Here is a 20,040-nt window from a genome sequence, read left to right as displayed (position 1 = left end):
CTCTATTTCAACGTTATGGTTACCGCCGTCCCCGGAGTGATGCGGGATCCGGCGGGAATCGTTTGCTGTATGACGGCCCCCTGGCCCGAGAAGCGGACCCGCAGGCCGCGGCTTTCGAGCAGGAAGAGGGCATCCTTCAGCCCCATGCCCCTCACATCGGGCATCACGCCGGGCGTCTCGTCGATCGCCGTGACCACCACCCGCGAGAGGCTGTCGACGCGCGTACGGCCCCATCCCCGACGCTCCTCACACTCGGTGCGGGGCGAGAACTTGCCGGCCACACGACGGATCTGGGCGATGTCGCCCCCCTTGATGCGGTCGGGATAGCGGCGCGGACCGTCCGCCTCGACCCTTCCGTACCAGTCGTTGCCGCGGTTGTAGATGTAGTCGACCATGCGTTTGACGACGGGACCCGCCAACGGACCTCCGTAGTAGGCCTTGCCCGGCTGGGCGCGGGTCTCGATGGTCGTCAGCACCGTATAGCGCGGCGCATCGGCCGGGAAGTAGGCGATCATCGAACCCAGATAGGGGCGGCCACCCTCCGACGGGGCGGTAATCTGGGCCGTACCGGTCTTGGCGGCGACCCTCACGCGCGTCGTGTCGCGGAAGAAGGCGCTGGCCGTACCCTCGGTGCAGACCGCCTGCAGACACTGCTGCACCTCGTGCAGGGCCGCCCGCGAGGCGATCGACGAGGCGATCGTGCGGCTTTCGAAACGCTCCTCGACCCGATCGCCGCGCCGCAGCTCGCGGATCAGCACCGGCGAGATCATCTTCCCGCCGTTGGCGATGGCGTTGTAGAAGGTGATCATCTGAATCGGCGCCAGCCGCACGCGATAGCCGTAGGCCATCTTCACCAACATCACGCCGGGATCGGGGACCTTCCAGTCGGTGGTGATCGACGGCTGACGCTCGCCAAGGCGTTCGAGGCCGACGGTCTGACCCAGGTGCAGCGTTTCGTGGAGGTAGCGGCTGTAGTCGAACTTCTTGCCCGTGATGCCGTAGCGGTCCCAGACCGCCTCGGCGAAGTAGACGTTCGACGACGAGGCCACGGCCCGCCGGAAGTCGATTTCGTGGTCGCCGCGGTGCGAATCGCGGATGTTGCGGGCCGGACCGACAGTCACCGGATCGCCGTTGTGGGTATCGTAGACGGTCGAGGGCGACATCCGCGCATCGTCGAGCAGCGTGAGCATCGTGGCCAGCTTGAAGGTCGATCCGGGCTCCATCGAGCGGCTCAGGGCGTAGTTCTCGCGTTCGGAGTAGCCGCCGCCGGGATCGCGCCCGAGGTTGGCCAGCGCCAGGATCTCGCCCGTATGGACCTCCATGACGATCGTCGTGCCCCAGACGGCATTCTGCTGTTCGAGCTGCCGGCGCAGCGCCTTGTCGGCCACATCCTGCAGATCGAGATCCAGCGTCGTCACCACATCACAGCCGTCGACCGGATCGACATGATCGGCCCCGGCCACGCGGCCGTAGAATCCGCGGGCGATGCGCTGCCGGATGGCCTGTCCGTCGCGGCCGGCCAGCTCCGTACGGTAGGCCTCCTCGATGCCGTAGTTGCCGCGGTCGCCCGTCAGACCGATCGTCCGTCGGGCCAGTTCGCCCTGAGGGTAGATGCGTTCGTCGCGTTCGACGAGCGTGTAGACCATGCCCATGTTCCAGTTCAGCAGCGGATAGCGGCGCAGCACCTCCCACTCGGCATAGTCCACCTCGCGGGGGAAGATGTTTACCGGCGTATGGTCGCGCAGCGTGTCGTAGATGCGCCGCGTGATGTACTCCTCGCCGCGCAGGCGGTCGAAGAAGCGGGCGATGCGCCCCTCGGAGCGCAGATAGGTTGTATCGCGGGGCCGCACCAGCCGATAGCGCCGGGCATGCTCCTCGCGGAACATGCGGGCATAGGCCGAGGCGGGTTTGTCCCGGAAGAAGGCGGCGAGCAGTTTGGAGAGCGAATCGGCCTGTTCGCGGAAGGTGTCGAGCGAATCCAGACCGGGCGAGGCGAAGTCGAAGGCGGCCTGATAGCGGAAGATCGACGTGGCGAGGGGTTCGCCGTCGCGCGAGAGGATGCTGCCGCGCTGCGCCTTGATCTCCTCGCGGGTGAAGATGCGGCTCGAGAGGCGGTCGGCGTTGTAGGCCACCTCGCGGCTGAAGAGCTGCACCCAGACGATCCGGGTGAGCACAACGGCCCCGGCGAGGATGAAGAGCACGTACAACAACCTCACCCGCAGCAGGATATCGCTTTTGACTTTCGAACGTTCCTCCTTCATGGCCGATCAGTTTTCGATGATTTCACCCGGTGCGAGCGGGTCGTAGAGGTCGATGCCCCGGGCATGGAGCTCTTCGATGATGGCCGAGTGGGTCGTGCGCTGGAAGCGCTGCTCCTGCAGGCGGATCGAGCGTTCGCGCAGCTTCTGCACCTCGCGTTCGAGACGCGTGTAGCGCATGTCGAGGTGCAACGACCAGAACATCACCACGATGCTCAGGAAGAACATCCCGGCGATGGTCAGCAAATAGGGGTAGTAGCGCGACACCCCGCGGCGCACGAGAATCGTCCCCGAGAAGAGCTGCCACAGGGTGCTCGACCGTCGGCGGCGTTCGCGGGCCTCGCGCTGGCGTGCTTCGGCCTGCCGGGCCTCCTCCTCGGCCGCTTCGGCTTCCTCCTCGGCGCGGATCTCCTCGTCGACCTCGCCGCGCTCCATGCGGCGCACCTCGCGGCGCACGCGGCGGGCGAACTCCGCCTCCTCGTCGCGCCGGGCCTGCTCCTCGGGAGTGATGGGATCGAATTCGTGGTCCTGATACATGGTGTCAGCGTTTTACGGCCGCCCGGAGTTTCGCCGAACGGGATCGGGGATTGCGCGCCAGCTCCTCGTCCGAGGGGGTGACGGCCTTGCGGGTCAGCGCCTCGAACGGGGCGAGCGGACGCCCGTAAAAGTCCTTTTCGACCTCGCCCGTAAAGTTTCCGCTGCGCAGGAAGTTCTTCACCAGCCGGTCTTCGAGCGAATGGTAGGAGATGACCACCAGCCGTCCGCCGGGTTTGAGGACCTTCAGACTCTGTTCGAGGGCCATCTTCAGCGCCTCCATCTCGCCGTTGACCTCGATGCGCAGCGCCTGGAAGAGTTTCGTGAGGAATTTCGAGGGATCCCGGGCCGGCGTACAGGGCTTCACCGCCGCAACCAGTCCGGCCGTGGTCGTCAGGGGAGCCTCCGCCCGGGCCTTCACCAGACAGTTGGCCACCTTCCACGGAGTCTCCAGCTCGCCCCAGTCGCCCAGGATGCGGGTCAAATCCCCGCTCGGATAAGTATTGACCACATCGGCGGCCGTTAACCGTCCGCGCTGGTTCATGCGCATGTCGAGCGGGGCGTCGCCGCGGAACGAGAAGCCGCGTTCAAGATCGTCGAAGTGGTGGGACGAGACCCCCAGATCGGCCAGAATACCGTCAACCGCGGTCACGCCGCGCAGCCGCAGCGCCCCGCGCAGAAAGCGGAAGTTGCTCTCCACGTAGTGGAACCGCGCGTCGTCGGGGCAGTTTTCGCGGGTATCGCGGTCCTGGTCGAAACCATAGAGCCGCCCCTGGGGTCCGAGGTCGGCCAGGATGCGGCGCGAATGGCCTCCGCCGCCGAACGTCAGGTCGGCGTAGATGCCGTCGGGACGGATACCCAGCAGGGCCACAGACTCTTCCAGCAGTACGGGTGTATGGTAGGCAGACATGATTGCGGTTGACAAAGGTCTATTTGGGGTGTAAAGTTAGTGCTTTTCTGAAAAAGAATGCCTATATTTGTTCGATTAAATTTTCGAAGACTCCATGCCTCAGATAGACATCGGCGCCGTGCTGCGGGAAAAGGCCCCGCGTGCGGCCCGCTGGATCCCCCGCCCGATAGTCGGATGGCTCCGCCGTACGATCCACGAACGGGAGATCAACCACATTCTCGCCAGCTACTGGACGCTGCCGCCGCAGGAGTTCATCCGTGCGGCCTTCCGCGAGTGGCAGGTCACCTACTCCGCGCAGGGGCTCGAACGTCTCGACCCGCGCGGGCGCTACCTCTTCGTCTCGAACCACCCGTTCGGGGGTATGGACGGCATGATGCTGGCCGACAAGCTGATCGAACGTTTCGGCGATGCCCGCGTGGTGGTCAACGACCTGTTGATGCACCTCGAACCGCTGCGGCCGCTCTGGATCCCGGTCAACAAGCACGGCGCGCAGAATGCGGCCTATGCCCGCAAGTTCGACGAGGAGTTCTTCGGCGACCTTCCGATCCTGACCTTCCCGGCGGGGCTCTGCTCGCGGACGGTCAACGGCCGGGTCACCGACCCCGAATGGAAGGTGAGCTTTCTGAAAAAGGCCTACGCCTCGCAGCGGCAGATCGTCCCGGTCTTCGTCGAGGGGCGTCTGTCGAACTTCTTCTACCGCCTCTACCACCTGCGCAAGGCGCTGGGCGTGAAGTTCAACATCGAGATGCTGTGGCTTCCCGACGAGATGTTCTCGCAGAAGGGGCGCCACTTCCGCATCGTCGTGGGCGACCCGATTCCGGTGAGCGAACTCCAGCACTTGGGCTCGCTGCGCGAACAGGCCGAAGAGGTACGCAAAAAGGCGTATTTTCTGGAAAAAAAGCTCAAAGAACCGGCAAAATCCCGCTAATTGTGGTATTTTTGCCGCGTCAAAGCAACAGAAAAGCATGGAACCCATCATCGAACCCGTCGACCGGGAGCTGCTGCTGGCTGAACTGACCCCGGCCCGCAAAGTCCGCGACACCCATCGGGCCGGCAACGAAATCTATATCTTCCCGGCTGCGGAGTGTCCGGCGCTGATGCGCGAAATCGGACGACTGCGCGAAGTGGCCTTCCGGAGCGCCGGCGGCGGCACGGGCCACGAGGTCGACATCGACGAGGAGGATCTCGCCCCCGACGGCTACTACCAGCTCATCGTCTGGGACCCGGCCGCCCGCGAGATCATCGGCGGCTACCGCTTTATCATCTGCACGACGCCCAATCCGCGCCACCTCTCCACGGAGCACTACTTCCGCTTCAGCGAGCGTTTCCGCCGCAAATACCTGCCCCGCACCATCGAACTGGGGCGTTCGTTCATCCAGCCCTCCTACCAGGCGCGCGGCAACTCGAAGAGCATCTATGCGCTGGACAACCTCTGGGACGGACTGGGGGCGCTGATCGTGCTGAATCCCAAGGCGAAATACCTCTTCGGCAAGGTCACCATGTACACCACCTACAAGGCTGTGGCGCGCAATGCGCTGATCTGGTTTCTGCGCCGCTACTTCCCCGACCGCGAGGGGCTGGTCGAGGGGATTCACCCGCTCCGGCTCGATCTGGACGACCCCTACTACGAGGAGCTCTTTTCGGGCGAGACCTATATGGAGAATTACCGCATTCTGATCCAGAAGGTGCGGGAGTTCAACGAGAACATTCCGCCGCTAATCAACGCCTACATGAATCTCTCCCCGACGATGCGGGTCTTCGACACGGTGTCGAATCCCGACTTCGGCGGCGTGGAGGAGACGGGCATCCTGGTGACGATCCGGGACATCTACCCCGAAAAGCGGCTGCGCTACACGCGCTGGCAGGGTTGGCGGGCCAACCTCAAGCACCGCCGCGAGGAGTTCAGCGAACAGTTGCGCCAGCATCTCGGGCGCATCACCAAAAAACGGGACGTCTGAACGTCCCGACAACCGTTTCATTCCATCTGCAGGCTTCGGAGTGTCCGGAGCCTGTTTTTTTTGATTCTCCACCGATTCTGTCGCCCGCTTCCGGGATCTACACTCCGCCACGACCGCACCTTCCCCGTCCGGCCATCGGCTCCGGGCAACCCACCTCCCGGTCACCGGCCTTGTCCATCCCAGACCCCATACCAAAAAAAATCCCTGCCCGAAGGCAGGGAACCAGGCAAACAACCGTTTAACTAAAAAGATTAATAAAATAAAAAATTAAAGGATTAAAGATTAATAATGAACTTTTGTGGATGAAAGTCAGCAAGGATTTATAATTTCACTCTCCACACTCCACACCGAAAAACCCCTGCTGCTTCCACCCGTTTCGGTTATCTTGCAATCAGTTGCAATTCTGAATTCTCGGAAGTCTGATCCGGATCTGCCGGTTCGGGCTGCTCCTCCGGGGCCGGGTTCTCCTCCGGGGCGGGCTGTTCGTCGGGAACCGGGCTCTCTTTCTTCGGAGGCCCCTGCTTTTCGGGCTCCTGGGCTACGGCCCAACCTCCACACACCAGCATCATCGCTGCCAACATCACCGTTGCCTTTTTCATAGCTTCCTTGTTCAACATCAAACTTCCGGGAACGAGGTATCATCCGCGTTCTGCCTCCCAACAGTTCAAGTACGGTGCCAAACCGGGGAACAAAACATCCATACACTGAATATCAGCGTGATAAATAAAAAACGCAAAAACAGGATTCGGGAGACAACGTGTGGAAAAAAGACCCGGAATGTAGAATAATTCCACACTCCGGGCCCGAATGCCCCCACTCTTTGGGTTCGGATTACTCGATGCCGTAGAGGTGCATTTTGTTGTAGAGCGTCTTGCGGTCGATGCCGAGGAGTTTGGCGGCCTGCGACTTGTTGCCCCCGGCAGCGGCCAGGGCCCGGCGGATCTGCTCCTCCTCCGACACGGGGTCGTGCAGCGAGAACGACGTTCCGGACGCCGAGGGTTCGGTGATTTCGCGCGGAAGGTCCCCGAGCGTAATGTACTCCCCCGCGGCGAGCAGGGTCGCCGACATCACCGTATTCTTCAATTGCCGCAGATTCCCCGGCCACTCGTATCCCGCGAGCGCCTTGACAGCCTTTGCCTCGAACCCGACGATCCGTTTGTCGAGTTCCCGGTTGGCCTGGTCGAGGAAGAAGTCGGCGAAGAGCGGAATATCCTCGCGCCGCTCCCGCAGGCTGGGGACCCGCAGCGAGAAGGAGTTGATCCGATGGTAGAGGTCGGCCCGGAAGGTTCCCCGGGCAATGGCGGCTTCGAGGTCCTCGTTCGTGGCGGCCACCAGGCGAATATCGACCGGGATTTCGCGGTTCCCGCCCACGGGACGGATCCGCCGCTCCTGCAGGGCCCGCAGCAACTGGACCTGGGTCTCATAGGTGAGGTTGCCCACCTCGTCCAGAAAGAGCGTTCCGCCGTCGGCCGCCTCGAAGGCCCCCTTCTTGTCGCTCACCGCCCCGGTGAACGAACCCTTGACGTGGCCGAAGAACTCCGAAGCCGCCAGCTCGCGCGGAATGGCCCCGCAATCGACCGCCACAAAGGGTTTTCCGGCCCGTTTGCTGTTCCGGTGGATGAGCTGCGCCACATGCTCCTTGCCCGTTCCGCTGGCCCCGTTTACCAGGACCGACATGTTGGTCGGGGCCACCAGCCGGATGTATTCGTAGAGTCGGCGCGAAGCATCGCTCCGCCCTTCGATATAGTCGGGCGGCGTGGGGGCCGGAACCGCCTTCGCCGCGCCCCGCCGGGCGTTTTTCGCCTCCACGGGGGCCTCAATAGGGACCTCAACGGGCTTCTCCAGCGCTTCGCGGATCTTTTTGAGCAGTTCGTCGGGATTCACCGGCTTGGCCACGTAGTCGCGGGCCCCGAGTTTCATGCAGCGCACCGCGTTCTGAATCTCGGCATAGCTCGTCATGACGATCACCGGGGTTTCGATCCCCGCACCCGACATCCACTGCAGCAGGGCGATCCCGTCCTGGTCGGGCAAGCGCATATCACTCAACACCAACGAAAAACCGCCGTCGCCAAGGGTCGTGCGTGCGGCTGCGACCGTCGACGCGGTCTCCACGTCGAAGCCGCGTTTCGAGAGCCACGTGCGCAGCATCAGCGCAAACGTAATATCATCGTCTACAATCAGAATCCGTTCCATAACACTACAAAGTTAGCTTTTTTTCCGCTTCCGCAACGATCGCACGGATTTTCCCGATCACCGTCCGCAAGGCAGCGGTCTGCACTCCGGCGGCCGCTTCGTCGCGGTTTTCGGCCCGCCGCAGGACTTCGGCCACCTCCCGGGCCCCGAGCATCGTGAAGATCGGGATCATCTTGTGGGCCAGGGCCTTCACCGCGGCTTCGTCGCCCGCATCGAGGGCCTTTTCGAGGTCATTGCAATTGGCCGCGGTCTGTTCGGCAAAGGAGTGCAGGATACTCCGGGCCGCCTCGGCATCGTCGCCCGCATAGGCCGTCAGGGCCGAAAAATCGACCCGGTCCGGCTGCGGAGCATCGGCCGCCCCGGAACCTCCGGAACGACCGGGTTCCCCGGGCTCTCCGGAATCCGGCCCTTCACCGCAGGCCGCACGGATCGCCTCTAACAGTTCACCCGACGTGAAGGGCTTGCGCAGACATCCAGCAAACCCTTTTCCCCGGAAATCCGCCGCATCGAGCTCCCCGCGGGCCGAAACCGCCACCACGGGCAGCGTCGGATCGACCTCGTGCACGGTCTTCAGGACGGTGAACCCGTCGGCCGTCGGCATCTGTATATCGGTCAGCACCAGATCGAAACGCCCCTCACCGACGAGTTTTCCCACATACTCCGGATAGGGGCAGCTCTCGGCGGTGATGTCGGCCCGGCGGCACATCGCGGCGGTCATCTCCAGCTGCAGCGGATCGTCATCGACCAGCAGGACCCGCCATTCGCGCTGCCCGGCCGCAGGCTCCGCCGGAACTGCCGGAGCCTCCGCGGCGGATTCGGGACCGGATGCGCTCCCGGAAAAGGTCCCCACCTCCCCGGTCTCCCGGACCGGGAGCGTCACGATGAAGCGGCTTCCTTCGCCGGGCCGACTTTCGAGCGAGATCCGCCCGCCGAGCAGCTTCACGAGCCGGTCGACGATCGAAAGACCCAGTCCGAAGCCGTCGACCCCGCGGGCCGAACTCAGCCGGACGAATTCACCGAAGATCCGTTCGCGCTCCTCGCGGCCGATGCCGCGGCCCGTGTCGCGCACCGAGAAGATCAGCTCGCCGCGGACGACGTCGACCCGCAGTTTCACCCATCCCCGGTCGGTGAATTTCAAGGCATTGGACAACAGGTTGTCGGCAATCTGCCGGATGTGGAAGGCATCCCCCTCCACCGTGCGGGCGGCCCCTTCACCGGTTTCGAAGCGCAGGTCGAGCCCCCGGGCCGCGGCCGAAGCGGCGAATCCCGCCCGGATGGCCTCGAAGAGCTGTGCCGGACAGAACGCCACGCGGTTGACCTCGATCTTGTTGATATCCAGCCGGTAGAAATCCAGCAGGCTGTTGACCAGCGCCAGGAGGTGCTCCGACGAGTCCTTCATGTTGTGCAGATAGAGCTCCTGGCGCTTGTCGTCGGTCAGTCGCGACAGGAGGTCGATATAACCCATCACCGACCCCAGCGGAGCCTTGATGTCGTGCGTGATGGCCAGCATCAGCTGTTCGCGGGCGGCCAGCAGCGACTCCTTCTCGCGGTTGGCGCGTTCGAGTTCGCGGCGGTAGCGGTTCCCGCGGTTGACGTCGCGCCAGAGGATCCCCACGAAGAAGAGCATCAGCAGGATCGAACCGCCGGTCACCCCGCCCAGGATGTGCGACGCGCGGCGCCGGATCCCCTCCGAACGACGGATGCGCCGCATCAGCAACGCCGTATCCTCGGCCTCGAAGTCGAGGATCAGGCTGTAGATCTTCATGTTCACCAGATCGTTGCTGTAGCTGAGGCGCAGCCCCTCCTGCCAGGCGCGGTCGTAGATCAGCAGACGGTTGCTCGTGACGCTGTCCTGCAGGGCCTGGAGCACCAGTTCGATGGTATCCCTGACCACCCCCATGGGCAGCATCAGCCTGCCGGCCCCGCGGCGCGGGACCATCTCTCCCGAATCCGCCGGCGCACCGAACAGCCCGGAGACCTGCTGCAGCCGTCGCAAGGGGGTCGTATCGGCCACGATACTCGTCTGCGGGCCGATCAGTTCGCGGATGTTCTTGTCGAGCAGTCCGGCCGTGGATCCGGCACGGATCGTCTGCCGCAGACGCATCGTACGGCGTTCCTTGTCCCCGAGCAGCCGCGTGATGCTGTCCAGCCGCAGCCGCTGCAGGGTATCCTCACGCCCGGTCAGCGCACGCAGCGAGTCGATGCAGCCCTGCACGGTGCGCAGTTCGCTGCGGTAGCGGTTCTCGTAGGAGAGGTAGCCGGCAATCATCAGCTGGCCGTAACTCTCGGCCTGATAGAGGTGATAGAGCGTGCGGTTGACGGCCGTACGCTTGGTATGGAGGAGAGCATAATCCCGATCGGGCGCCGAGAAACGCACCACCGCCCGGTAGACATAGGCGACGGCGAGGATACTGACGGCCACCAGCAGCACGTAGCCCGCCACGATCTTGGTTTTGACGAATTTCGACTCCTTCACGGCACCAAAGATACGGAAAGTTCCGCCAACGGACAACTTCCCGGCCGGGGCAAGGCCCGTTTTCCACCGGTCACCGCATGGGGAAAGTCCCCGCGGCATATCGAAAAACGATAAAAAATCTTTTGACCTTTCCGATTTGTCCGTATATTTGCAGGGATAATGATCCGAAAACAGCCACGCAAATCAACATGAAGGATTTACTCACGGTCGAGCACGTCTCGAAACGCTACGCCGAACATACGGCCCTCGACGACGTCTCGCTCTCGATCCCCGAAGGATCGGTCTACGGACTGCTCGGCCCCAATGGCGCCGGCAAAACGACCCTCATCCGCATCATCAACCGCATTACGGCTCCCGACAGCGGCCGCGTCCTCTTCGACGGCCGCGAAATCGCCCCCGAGGATGTCCGCCGCATCGGCTACCTGCCCGAGGAGCGCGGTCTCTACAAGAAGATGAAGGTGGGCGAACAGGCCCTCTTCTTCGCCCGGCTGAAGGGGTTGTCGCGCCGCGAGGCGACGGCGCGCCTGCGGGAGTGGTTCGAGCGGTTCGGCATCGAGGCGTGGTGGGACAAGCGCGTCGAGGAGCTCTCGAAGGGAATGGCCCAGAAGGTGCAGTTCATCGTCACGGTGCTCCACCGGCCGCGGCTGCTGATCTTCGACGAACCCTTCTCGGGCTTCGACCCGATCAACGCCAACCTGCTCAAGGAGCAGATCCTCCGCCTGCGCGACGAGGGGGCCACGGTGATCTTCTCAACCCACAACATGTCGTCCGTGGAGGAGATCTGCGACCACATCACGCTGATCAACCGTTCGAAGAATATCCTCTCGGGACGCGTCGACGAGATCCGCCGCCGCCACGGTTCGAACCTCTTCGAAGTGGCCTTCCGCGGTGACGAGGCGGCGCTGCGCCGCGCCGTCGAGGGGCGTTGCGAGATCCTCGACGGAGCCGAAGGGGAGGAGTCCCTCTACCGGACGCTGAAGCTCCATGTGGCCGGCGACGACGAGGTGCGCGGCGTCATTGCGGCCGTGAACGAGGCGGTCGACCTGCGCTCGTTCCGCGAACTGATCCCCTCGATGAACGACATCTTCATCCGCGCCGTCAACGGCACCCTCTGATCCGAACGATCCACCCAAAAATACGAAACACACCATGGCCCGATCCAACATACTGCTGATCATCCAGCGCGAATTCAACGAACGCGTCCGCAAAAAGACCTTCATCCTCTCGACGCTCATCACCCCGATCCTGATGATTGCGCTGATGGCCGCCCCGGCCCTCATCATGAAGTACTCGCGCGGGGAACAGAAGCACATCGCCGTCATCGACGACAGCGGCGTGGTGGCCCCGCACCTCGAAAGCAGCGACGGGATCCGCTTCGAGCCGACCGACCTGCCCCCCGAAGCGGCCCGCCGGGAGCTGACCGACCTCTTCGGCGTGCTGTGCATCGGTCGGGACATCCTCACCAACCCGAACGACGTGCAGCTCTACGCCAACGCCTCGACATCGCTTTCGCTCGAAACCGACATCACCGACCAGATCGCCAAGATCCTCGAGACCGAAAAGCTCAAGGCCTACGACATCAAGGATCTCGACCGGATCCTCGCGGAGGTGAAGACCACGGTCACGATGAAAACCTTCCGCAACGACAAGTCGCAGGAGGAGGATACACAGGCGCAGTCGTCGGTCGCCGCCACGGCCATCGGCTACGTGTTGGGATTCATCCTCTACATCTTCCTGCTGACCTACGGCTCGATGGTCATGCAGTCGGTCATCGAGGAGAAGAACAGCCGCGTGCTGGAGGTGATGGTCTCGTCGGTAAGGCCCTTCGACCTGATGATGGGCAAGATTCTCGGCGTGGCGGCCGTCGCCGTGGTGCAGATCCTGCTGTGGGGGCTTCTCGTGACGGTGGTCGGAGGGGTCGTGATGCCCCGACTGCTGCCCGCCGATGCGCTGGCCGGGGTGCAGGCCATGCAGCAGGGGATGCCCGACGCCGTCTCGATGAGCGGTCTGGATCCCGAGATGATGCAGGCTCTGGCCACGATGACCGATCTGGGCTACATGCTCAAGATCTTCGGCTGTCTGCTGCTGTTCGTCGTGGGGGGCTACCTGCTCTACTCGGCGATGTTCGCCGCCGTGGGGTCGGCCGTCGACAACATCCAGGACGCCTCGCAGCTGCAGATGCCCATCACGCTGCCGATCATCCTCGCCCTGCTGGCCATGCTGGCCGTCATCGAGGACCCCAATTCGCAGCTCTCGTTCTGGTTCTCGATCATTCCCTTCACGTCGCCCGTCGTGATGATGGCGCGCATCCCCTACGACATCCCCTGGTGGGAGATCGGCCTCTCGCTGGCGGTGCTCTACGCCTCGTTCGTGGGAATGGTCTGGCTGGCGGCCAAGATCTACCGCGTGGGCATCTTTATGTACGGCAAGAAACCGACCCTGAAGGAGCTCGCCAAGTGGGTGCGGTACAAATACTGACCCGCCGGAAAAGGCCCTCCGGCGACGAAAACCCCGCCGCGCCGCCCGAAAACGAAGGCTTTCTTCAGGAAAACCCTTTTTTCTGTTATCCGAATAACAGTTTTCCTGAAAATTTTTTCTAATTTTGTCGCGGATTCGGAAGGCGGTTGCCGCCGGCCGGATCACGAAAAAGAGTAAGATTTCTACAAAATACTTAAAATCAAGGAGCTATGAACTCGATTGACACTTACGATTTCAAAGGCAAACGCGCGATCATCCGCGTGGATTTCAATGTGCCCCTCAACGAGAAGGGCGAGGTAACCGACGACACGCGTATCCGTGCCGCCATGCCGACGATCAAGAAGGTCCTGGCCGAAGGCGGTTCGGTGATCCTCATGTCGCACATGGGTCGCCCGAAGAAGAACCCCGATCCGAAATATTCGCTCGAGCAGATCATCCCCGCCATCGAGAAGAACCTGGGCGTAAAGGTTCAGTTCGCCGGCGACTGCATGGGTGAGAAGGCCGCCGAGATGGCCAAGAACCTCAAGCCGGGCGAAGTGATGCTGCTGGAAAACCTGCGCTTCTACGCCGAGGAGGAGGGCAAACCCCGCGGTCTGGCCGAGGACGCCACCAAGGAGGAAAAGGATGCCGCCAAGAAGGCCCTGAAGGAGGGTCCGCAGAAGGAGTTCGTCAAGAAACTGGCCTCGTATGCCGACTGCTACATCAACGACGCCTTCGGTACGGCACACCGCAAGCACGCGTCGACCTACCTGATCGCCAAGTACTTCCCCAACGACAAGATGTTCGGCTACCTGATGGAGAAGGAGGTCAAGGCCATCTCGTCGCTCATGGAGGCTCCGCAGCACCCGTTCTGCGCCATCATCGGCGGTTCGAAGGTTTCGACCAAGATCGGCGTCATCAAGTCGCTGATCGAGAAGGTTGACTCGATCGTCATCGGCGGCGGCATGACCTACACGTTCGCCGCAGCCCAGGGCGGCAAGGTCGGCAACTCGATCTGCGAGCCCGACATGTTCCCCGTAGCGCTGGAGATCCTCGAGCTGGCCAAGAAGAAGGGCGTACAGCTCGTCATGTCGCCCGATGCGCTGATCGCCGACGCTTTCTCGGCCGACGCCAACACCTCGACGGCTCCGGCCGACAACATCCCCGACGGCTGGGAGGGTGTCGACATTGCCGACGAAGGCAAGAAGATCTTCCGCGAGCACATCCTGGGCTGCAAGACCATCCTGTGGAACGGCCCGGTAGGCGTCTTCGAGATCGACAAGTTCGCCACGGGTTCGAAGGAGGTGGCTCTGGCCATCGCCGAGGCTACGAAGAAGGGCGCCTACTCGCTCATCGGCGGCGGTGATTCGGTAGCCTGCATCAACAAGTTCGGTCTGGCCGACCAGGTATCCTACATCTCGACCGGCGGCGGCGCCCTGCTCGAGTACATCGAGTTCGGCACGCTGCCCGGCGTAGAGGCCATCCGCGAATAGAACGGAGCGACAAATACGCAATTCCGAAGCGGAGATTTCCGGAACTCCGGAAGTCTCCGTTTCTCATCGAAAACCCGAACACAACGATATGAAACGTATCATTCTTTTAGCAGCAACCGTCGCCTGTATGGCAGCCTGTCAAAACAATAACAGCAACAAGGTTCCGGCCATCGACCTCAACAACTTCGACCTGTCGATAGCCCCGAACGCCGACTTCTACCAGTATGCCACGGGCGGCTGGCAGAAGAACAACCCGCTCAAACCCGAATTCTCGCGCTACGGATCGTTCGACGTCCTGCGCGAGAACAACGAAAAACGCATCAACGAGCTCTTCCAGGCCATGGCCAAGACCGAGGCCGTGAAGGGGAGTGTCGAGCAGAAGATCTCGGACCTCTACAAGATGGGGCTCGACTCCGTGCGTTTGAACGCCGAAGGGGCCGCACCGCTGGAGGCCGACCTGCAGATGGTCGAGGGTCTGACCGACCGCGCCCAGCTTCCTGACCTGCTGGCCCGGATCCACATGGCACTGGGCAATCCCTTCTTCGGCATCGGCGTGATGGCCGACCTGATGGACAGCAACGTCAATACGCTCTACGTCGGCCAGTCGGGCATTTCGATGGGCGACCGCGACTACTACGTGGCCCCGGAGAACGCCAAGATCAAGGAGGCCTACAAGGCCTATCTGGTCAAACTCTTCACGCTGTGCGGCTATGAGGCCGAGGCAGCCGCCACGGCCGCAGCCGATGCGCTGGAGATCGAGGATTCGCTGGCCGAAGTCTTCTTCTCGAACGTCGAGCAGCGCGACATCCCGGCGCAGTACAACCCGATGACGCGCGAGGAGTTCGCCCGGACATACGACGCGCTGGACTGGGACGTCTACTTCAAGGGCATGGGTCTGGAGCAGGTCGACCGGCTGATCGTGGAGCAGAAGCGCGTCATGGCGCGCGTCAACGAGATGCTCAAGACGCTTCCGCTCGAAAAGATACGCCACTACCTGGCCGCGCAGATCATCAACGGCGGCGCCTCGTCGCTGAGCGACGACTTCCAGACCGCCTCGTTCGAGTTCTACGGCCGCACGATGTCGGGCCAGCAGGAGCAGAAACCCCGCTGGAAACGCGCCATGTCGGTGCCCAACGGACTGCTGGGCGAGGCCGTGGGCGAGATGTACGTGGCCAAGTACTTCCCCGAGAAGGACAAGCAGCGCATGACGCAGCTGGTGAAGAACCTGCAGACGTCGCTCTCGCAGCACATCGCCGCCCTGGACTGGATGTCGGACGCCACGAAGGCCAAGGCGCAGGAGAAACTGGCCGCCTTCACCGTGAAGATCGGCTACCCGGACAAGTGGAAGGACTACTCGACGCTCGAGATCGACCCCGCGAAGAGCTACTACGAGAACCTGCGTGACGCCAGCATCTGGGCCACGAAGGACAACCTCTCGAAATACGGCAAGCCGGTGGATCGCACCGAGTGGGGCATGACGCCGCAGACCGTAAACGCCTACTACAACCCGACGACCAACGAGATCTGCTTCCCGGCCGCCATTCTGCAGCCGCCGTTCTACAACCCGGATGCCGACGATGCCGTCAACTACGGAGCCATCGGCGTGGTGATCGGCCACGAGATGACCCACGGATTCGACGATCAGGGCCGTCAGTTCGACAAGGACGGCAACATGAACAACTGGTGGAGCGAGGAGGATTCCGAAGCCTTCAAGGCCAAGACGGAGGTGCTGGTCAAGCAGTTCGACGCCATCGAGGTGCTTCCGGCCAAGGACGGACAGCCGGCGCTGCATGCCAACGGAGCCCTCTGCCTGGGAGAGAACATCGCCGATCAGGGGGGTCTGCGCGTGGCCTGGACGGCCTACCAGAACTCGCTCGAGGGCAAGGGACATCCGGCCCCGATCGACGGCTTCACCGATGCCCAGCGCTTCTACCTGGCCTACGCCACGCTCTGGGCCCAGAACATCCGCGATGAGGAGATCGCGCGTCTGACCAAACTCGACGTACACTCGCTGGGCAAGTGGCGTGTCGATGCCACGCTGCGCAATATCCAGGACTTCTACGACGCCTTCAACATCACCGACGGGGCGATGTTCCTGCCCGAGGAGGAGCGCGTGATCATCTGGTAACTCCGGAGGCGGTGTGGGGACTCCCCAAACCAACCCGAATGAAAAAACCGTCCGACTTTCATCGGACGGTTTTTTTGTGGGTTTTCGGACCGTTGAACTACCGCGCCGGAGGGTGGAGTGCGGAATGAGGGTCCGGTTCAAGAAAACACGGCACCACAAAGCCTTTTGAGCCTTGAAATACCGCACTGTAGAGACAAAGCGTAAAAAGTCCGCGGTTCAATAAAAGGTGCCCTTGGGAGCGAAAATGGCGTATCCGAAGTTGAAGGTCAGATACATGTTCTTCCAGCTCTTCAGATCGTATTTCGTCAGCGAGAGACTGACGGGCCCGATCGGCGAATGGTAGACCAGCGACGCCTCGGCAATGTAGTGCCAGCGTTCGTCGGGAACGCCCAACGGATTGAAGTCGCGCTTGCGGCGGAACATCGTGTAGAAACCCGTGCGGAAGAAGAAGTCGGGCATCAGATCGAAGGTGGGCATGACGCCCCCGGCCACGAAACGGTCCGAACGGAAGTCGGGCATGAAGATCATCCGCGCATGGGAGACCGGTGCATACTCGGGCATGGCCATCAGCGTGGCGCTCTGGGTCGAGAAGGCGGGCTGGTTGGTGTAGACGGCATCGACGTTGACCCCGAAGGAGAACCAGCCGCTCTGGGGCATATCGAAGAACTTGTTCCAGGTGAAACGCCCGCCGAACCACTGCCTCCGCTCACGCGACATGAAGACCTCGGCATCCCAGGGTTTGAACTTGTCGCGACCGTTGACGTAGATGGCCGAGAGGTAGAGCTCCGACCCGCGGCGCGGATAGAGGAACTTGTCGAGCGTATTGCGGGCCAGCCCGGCGCGCAGACCGTAGAAGACGAAACGCGACAGATCGGTGTCGTCGGCAAAGAGATCCTCCGCATCGTAGCGGTAGTTGACGTGTCCGCCGTTGAAGCGCAGGGTAAAGACGCTGCGGTGGGTGAGCGGCATTCCGACCCCCACGGAGAAGAAGCTCTCGCTGCTCTTGACCTGTTCGGCATTGTTGATGCGCGAGATATTGCCGAAGTAACCATGGCGGAAGTTGCTTACCGAGAAGTTGTAGGCGTAGTCGATGAAGAGCGGTTCGATGGCGTAGAAATCGGTCCGGCCGCCAAGCGAGCCCCACGTGTAGAGGGGTCCGAGGTAGAGTTCGGCCCCCAACTGCTGCGAGACACGCCCGATCCAGCGGTAACTCATGCCGATGTAGGCCTGGTTGAAGGCCGTCGAGGAGACGTTTCCGCCGATGGTGATCTTGAAGCTGGGTCGTGTGTGGAGCCGTGTGGCAAAGGAGTAGCGCCCCGAGAGCGAATCATAGGCGACCGTGGGGAAATCCATCGTAAGGTTTCCGTCGGCCAGAATCTCGAAGAGGTTGTCGCGCAACTCGGAGAAACCCATGGGACGCTGCACGCCGGGCGTACGACGGTCCATGTGGAGGAAATCACGGATGTATTCGCGCTGATCATGCTGCAAGCCTTCGATGCGGTAGTTGTCGAAGACCAGTTCGGGCGACCGTTTGCGGAAGGCCTCGCGGCGTTGGGCATACCAGCTCGAATCGCGGCGTTCGGCAACCTTTTCGAGCAGTTGCGGCATGGCGGCCATGGCATCCAGGTAGCCGAGGTCCATGATCATCTCGGCCTGGTCAAAATCAAGCATCGAAACCTCCACGGCACGCCGAATCGTGACGCTCCGCTCCTCAGGCAGCGTATAGTCGGTCTCCTGCATGGCGAGCATGAAGGCCTGATCGAGGATGCTGTTCTCCGCGCTGGGCGGGGTATTTCCGCCGGTGCAGATCGATCCGATGATCAGATCGGGATGAAACTCCTCGTCGAGGGGCCGCCAGGGGAAGTTGTCGTAGATACCGCCGTCATAGAGCAGCATCGAATCAATCTCCATGGGCTTGAAGACCAGCGGAATGGACATCGACGAACGGACGGCCCCTCCCAGATCGCCGCTGCGCATGACCACCGGCCGGCGGTGGTTCATGTCGCTGGCCACGCAGCGGAACGGCACCATCAGGCGGTCGAAATCGCCTCCCGAAGCGGCCGTGGCCGGGGCAAAGAGATCGATCAGCGCCAGGTCGATCTGTGTCGAGGAGATGAGACTGGTCGGGAACTGGAGCCGTTCGCCGGCCGGATTGCCGAGATTCACGCGCACGTTCAGAAAAAACGAAGGGTTGCTGCCCAACTGCCGGTAGTAACTCATGTAGCGGTTGGGATCGATGCGTCCCGAGACCCACTCCTTGACCACGCCCGAACTGACGATGGCCCTCATCTCGGCAGGGGCGTACCCGGCAGCGTACATGGCGGCGATGATCGACCCCATGGAGGTCCCGGCCACGTAGTCGATCGGGATGCCGTTCTGCTCGAGAGCCTCCAGTACGCCGATGTGGTAAAGGCCCTTGGCACCGCCTCCGCTCATCACCACTCCGACGCTGCCCCGGGCCTCGGCACGAAGCCCCAGGAGCAGCAGCAACGCCACAAATGAGCCTATTTTACGCAACATATCTCAATTTTTTTATAACTTTGCACGTTACAAGGATGTCCTTCAAAAGTAGACAAAAAAGAAACACCCGCAAAATATGATCGAGAAAATCAATGAACTTCTGCGACAAGTCGAGGAGTTCAAACCCAAGGCAGCCGGCGAACTCGAGGAGTTCCGCATCCGGATTCTGGGCAAAAAGGGCGAACTGAACGCCCTGATGGAGGAGTTCAAGACGGTGGCTCCGGAGTTCAAGCGCGAACTGGGCCAGCAGCTCAACCGCCTGAAGAGTGCCGCCACGGAGCGCATCGCCTCGCTGCGCGCGGAGCTGCAGCATGCCGCCGAGGAGCAGACCTCTTCGTCGGGTGACCTGACGCGCCCGGGCTCGGCCGAACACCTCGGCTCGCGCCACCCGATCACGCTCGTGCGCAACCAGATCGTCGAGGTCTTTTCGAGACTGGGCTATACCGTGGCCGACGGCCCCGAGATCGAGGACGACTGGCACGTCTTCTCGGCCCTGAACTTCCCGCCCGAACATCCGGCACGCGACATGCAGGACACCTTCTTCATCGAGAAGAATCCCGACATTCTGCTGCGCACGCACACCTCGTCGATCCAGGTGCGCACGATGGAGCACCAGCGGCCGCCGATCCGGGTCATCTGCCCGGGCCGCGTCTTCCGCAACGAGGCCATCTCCTACCGCGCCCACTGCATCTTCCACCAGATCGAGGGTCTCTACATCGACGAGGGGGTTTCGTTTGCCGACATGAAGCAGTCGCTGCTCTACTTTGCCAAGGAGATCTTCGGCGAGCAGACGGCCATCCGCATGCGTCCGTCGTACTTCCCCTTCACGGAGCCCTCGGCCGAGGTCGACGTCTCGTGCAACCTCTGCGGAGGCAAGGGCTGCGCCGTCTGCAAGGGAACGGGCTGGCTCGAGATCATGGGGTGCGGCATGGTCGACCCGAACGTTCTGAAAGCCAATGATATCGATCCCGAGAAGTATTCGGGATTCGCCTTCGGCATGGGTGTTGAGCGCATCGCCATGCTCAAATACGGCGTCAAGGACCTGCGCCTCTACTTCGAGAACGACGTGCGTTTCCTCCACCAGTTCGACCAGGCGCTCTAAACCCGCTTGCC

The 20,040-nt window shown here is 62.3% G+C and carries 14 protein-coding genes; 7 read left to right on the top strand and 7 right to left on the bottom strand.

Annotated features, from left to right (window positions below):
• Positions 1-2: 2 nt before the first annotated feature.
• From PUQ42_RS00280 to rsmH, 3 genes are read right to left on the bottom strand one after another with little or no spacing between them, the layout of a single operon-like run.
• Complete coding sequence (locus PUQ42_RS00280; RefSeq protein ID WP_122120005.1) at positions 3-2,261, bottom strand: penicillin-binding protein; 2,259 nt, start codon at positions 2,259-2,261, stop codon at positions 3-5.
• Between the two features lie 6 nt (positions 2,262-2,267).
• Positions 2,268-2,795, bottom strand: a complete 528-nt coding sequence (locus PUQ42_RS00275) for an FtsL-like putative cell division protein (RefSeq protein ID WP_122120006.1) — start codon at positions 2,793-2,795, stop codon at positions 2,268-2,270.
• Between the two features lie 4 nt (positions 2,796-2,799).
• Entirely contained in the window at positions 2,800-3,702 is a 903-nt protein-coding gene (rsmH, locus tag PUQ42_RS00270; protein ID WP_087309531.1) for a 16S rRNA (cytosine(1402)-N(4))-methyltransferase RsmH, read from the bottom strand.
• Between the two features lie 94 nt (positions 3,703-3,796).
• Between rsmH and glsA the strand changes: the two genes are divergently transcribed.
• A complete protein-coding gene (gene glsA, locus PUQ42_RS00265; protein ID WP_087309532.1) occupies positions 3,797-4,630 on the top strand; it encodes an acyltransferase in 834 nt (277 codons plus the stop codon).
• A 37-nt stretch (positions 4,631-4,667) separates the two neighbouring features.
• The gene (gene glsB / locus PUQ42_RS00260) at positions 4,668-5,660 is read left to right on the top strand and encodes a glycine N(alpha)-acyltransferase GlsB (protein WP_087309533.1); all 993 of its coding nucleotides are present in this window, start codon (positions 4,668-4,670) and stop codon (positions 5,658-5,660) included.
• Between the two features lie 380 nt (positions 5,661-6,040).
• Here the strand turns inward: glsB and PUQ42_RS00255 are convergent, their stop codons facing one another.
• From PUQ42_RS00255 to PUQ42_RS00245, 3 genes are all read right to left on the bottom strand, one after another.
• Positions 6,041-6,259, bottom strand: coding sequence for a hypothetical protein (locus PUQ42_RS00255; RefSeq protein WP_273369844.1), 219 nt, complete (start codon positions 6,257-6,259; stop codon positions 6,041-6,043).
• A gap of 232 nt (positions 6,260-6,491) precedes the next feature.
• Positions 6,492-7,853 (bottom strand): sigma-54-dependent transcriptional regulator, encoded by a 1,362-nt coding sequence (locus PUQ42_RS00250; RefSeq protein ID WP_273369843.1) that lies wholly within the window; start codon positions 7,851-7,853, stop codon positions 6,492-6,494.
• 4 nt (positions 7,854-7,857) lie between these two features.
• Positions 7,858-10,329, bottom strand: a complete 2,472-nt coding sequence (locus tag PUQ42_RS00245; protein WP_273369842.1) for a hybrid sensor histidine kinase/response regulator — start codon at positions 10,327-10,329, stop codon at positions 7,858-7,860.
• 188 nt (positions 10,330-10,517) lie between these two features.
• Between PUQ42_RS00245 and PUQ42_RS00240 the strand changes: the two genes are divergently transcribed.
• The 4 genes from PUQ42_RS00240 (at position 10,518) to PUQ42_RS00225 (ending at position 16,407) form a co-directional block, all read left to right on the top strand.
• Positions 10,518-11,444 (top strand): ABC transporter ATP-binding protein, encoded by a 927-nt coding sequence (locus tag PUQ42_RS00240; RefSeq protein WP_087309536.1) that lies wholly within the window; start codon positions 10,518-10,520, stop codon positions 11,442-11,444.
• 34 nt (positions 11,445-11,478) lie between these two features.
• Positions 11,479-12,807 (top strand): ABC transporter permease, encoded by a 1,329-nt coding sequence (locus tag PUQ42_RS00235; RefSeq protein ID WP_273369840.1) that lies wholly within the window; start codon positions 11,479-11,481, stop codon positions 12,805-12,807.
• A gap of 209 nt (positions 12,808-13,016) precedes the next feature.
• Positions 13,017-14,279 carry a phosphoglycerate kinase gene (locus PUQ42_RS00230; RefSeq protein ID WP_122120012.1) on the top strand — a complete coding sequence of 421 codons (1,263 nt, stop codon included), beginning with the start codon at positions 13,017-13,019 and terminating at the stop codon, positions 14,277-14,279.
• Positions 14,280-14,367: 88 nt separating this feature from the next.
• Positions 14,368-16,407: a M13 family metallopeptidase gene (locus PUQ42_RS00225; protein ID WP_273369838.1), complete on the top strand. Its 2,040-nt coding sequence runs from the start codon at positions 14,368-14,370 to the stop codon at positions 16,405-16,407.
• A 216-nt stretch (positions 16,408-16,623) separates the two neighbouring features.
• On the opposite strand, the gene PUQ42_RS00220 is transcribed toward PUQ42_RS00225, so the two are convergent.
• On the bottom strand, positions 16,624-18,927 hold the full coding sequence (locus PUQ42_RS00220) for a patatin-like phospholipase family protein (RefSeq protein ID WP_273369836.1): 2,304 nt from the start codon (positions 18,925-18,927) through the stop codon (positions 16,624-16,626).
• A 76-nt stretch (positions 18,928-19,003) separates the two neighbouring features.
• Between PUQ42_RS00220 and pheS the strand changes: the two genes are divergently transcribed.
• Entirely contained in the window at positions 19,004-20,029 is a 1,026-nt protein-coding gene (gene pheS, locus PUQ42_RS00215) for a phenylalanine--tRNA ligase subunit alpha (protein ID WP_273369835.1), read from the top strand.
• The last annotated feature ends 11 nt before the right edge of the window (positions 20,030-20,040 follow it).

This window comes from Alistipes megaguti (genome assembly GCF_944320325.1).
Lineage (GTDB): Bacteria > Bacteroidota > Bacteroidia > Bacteroidales > Rikenellaceae > Alistipes > Alistipes megaguti.
This window is presented reverse-complemented; position numbering and strand designations above follow the sequence as displayed.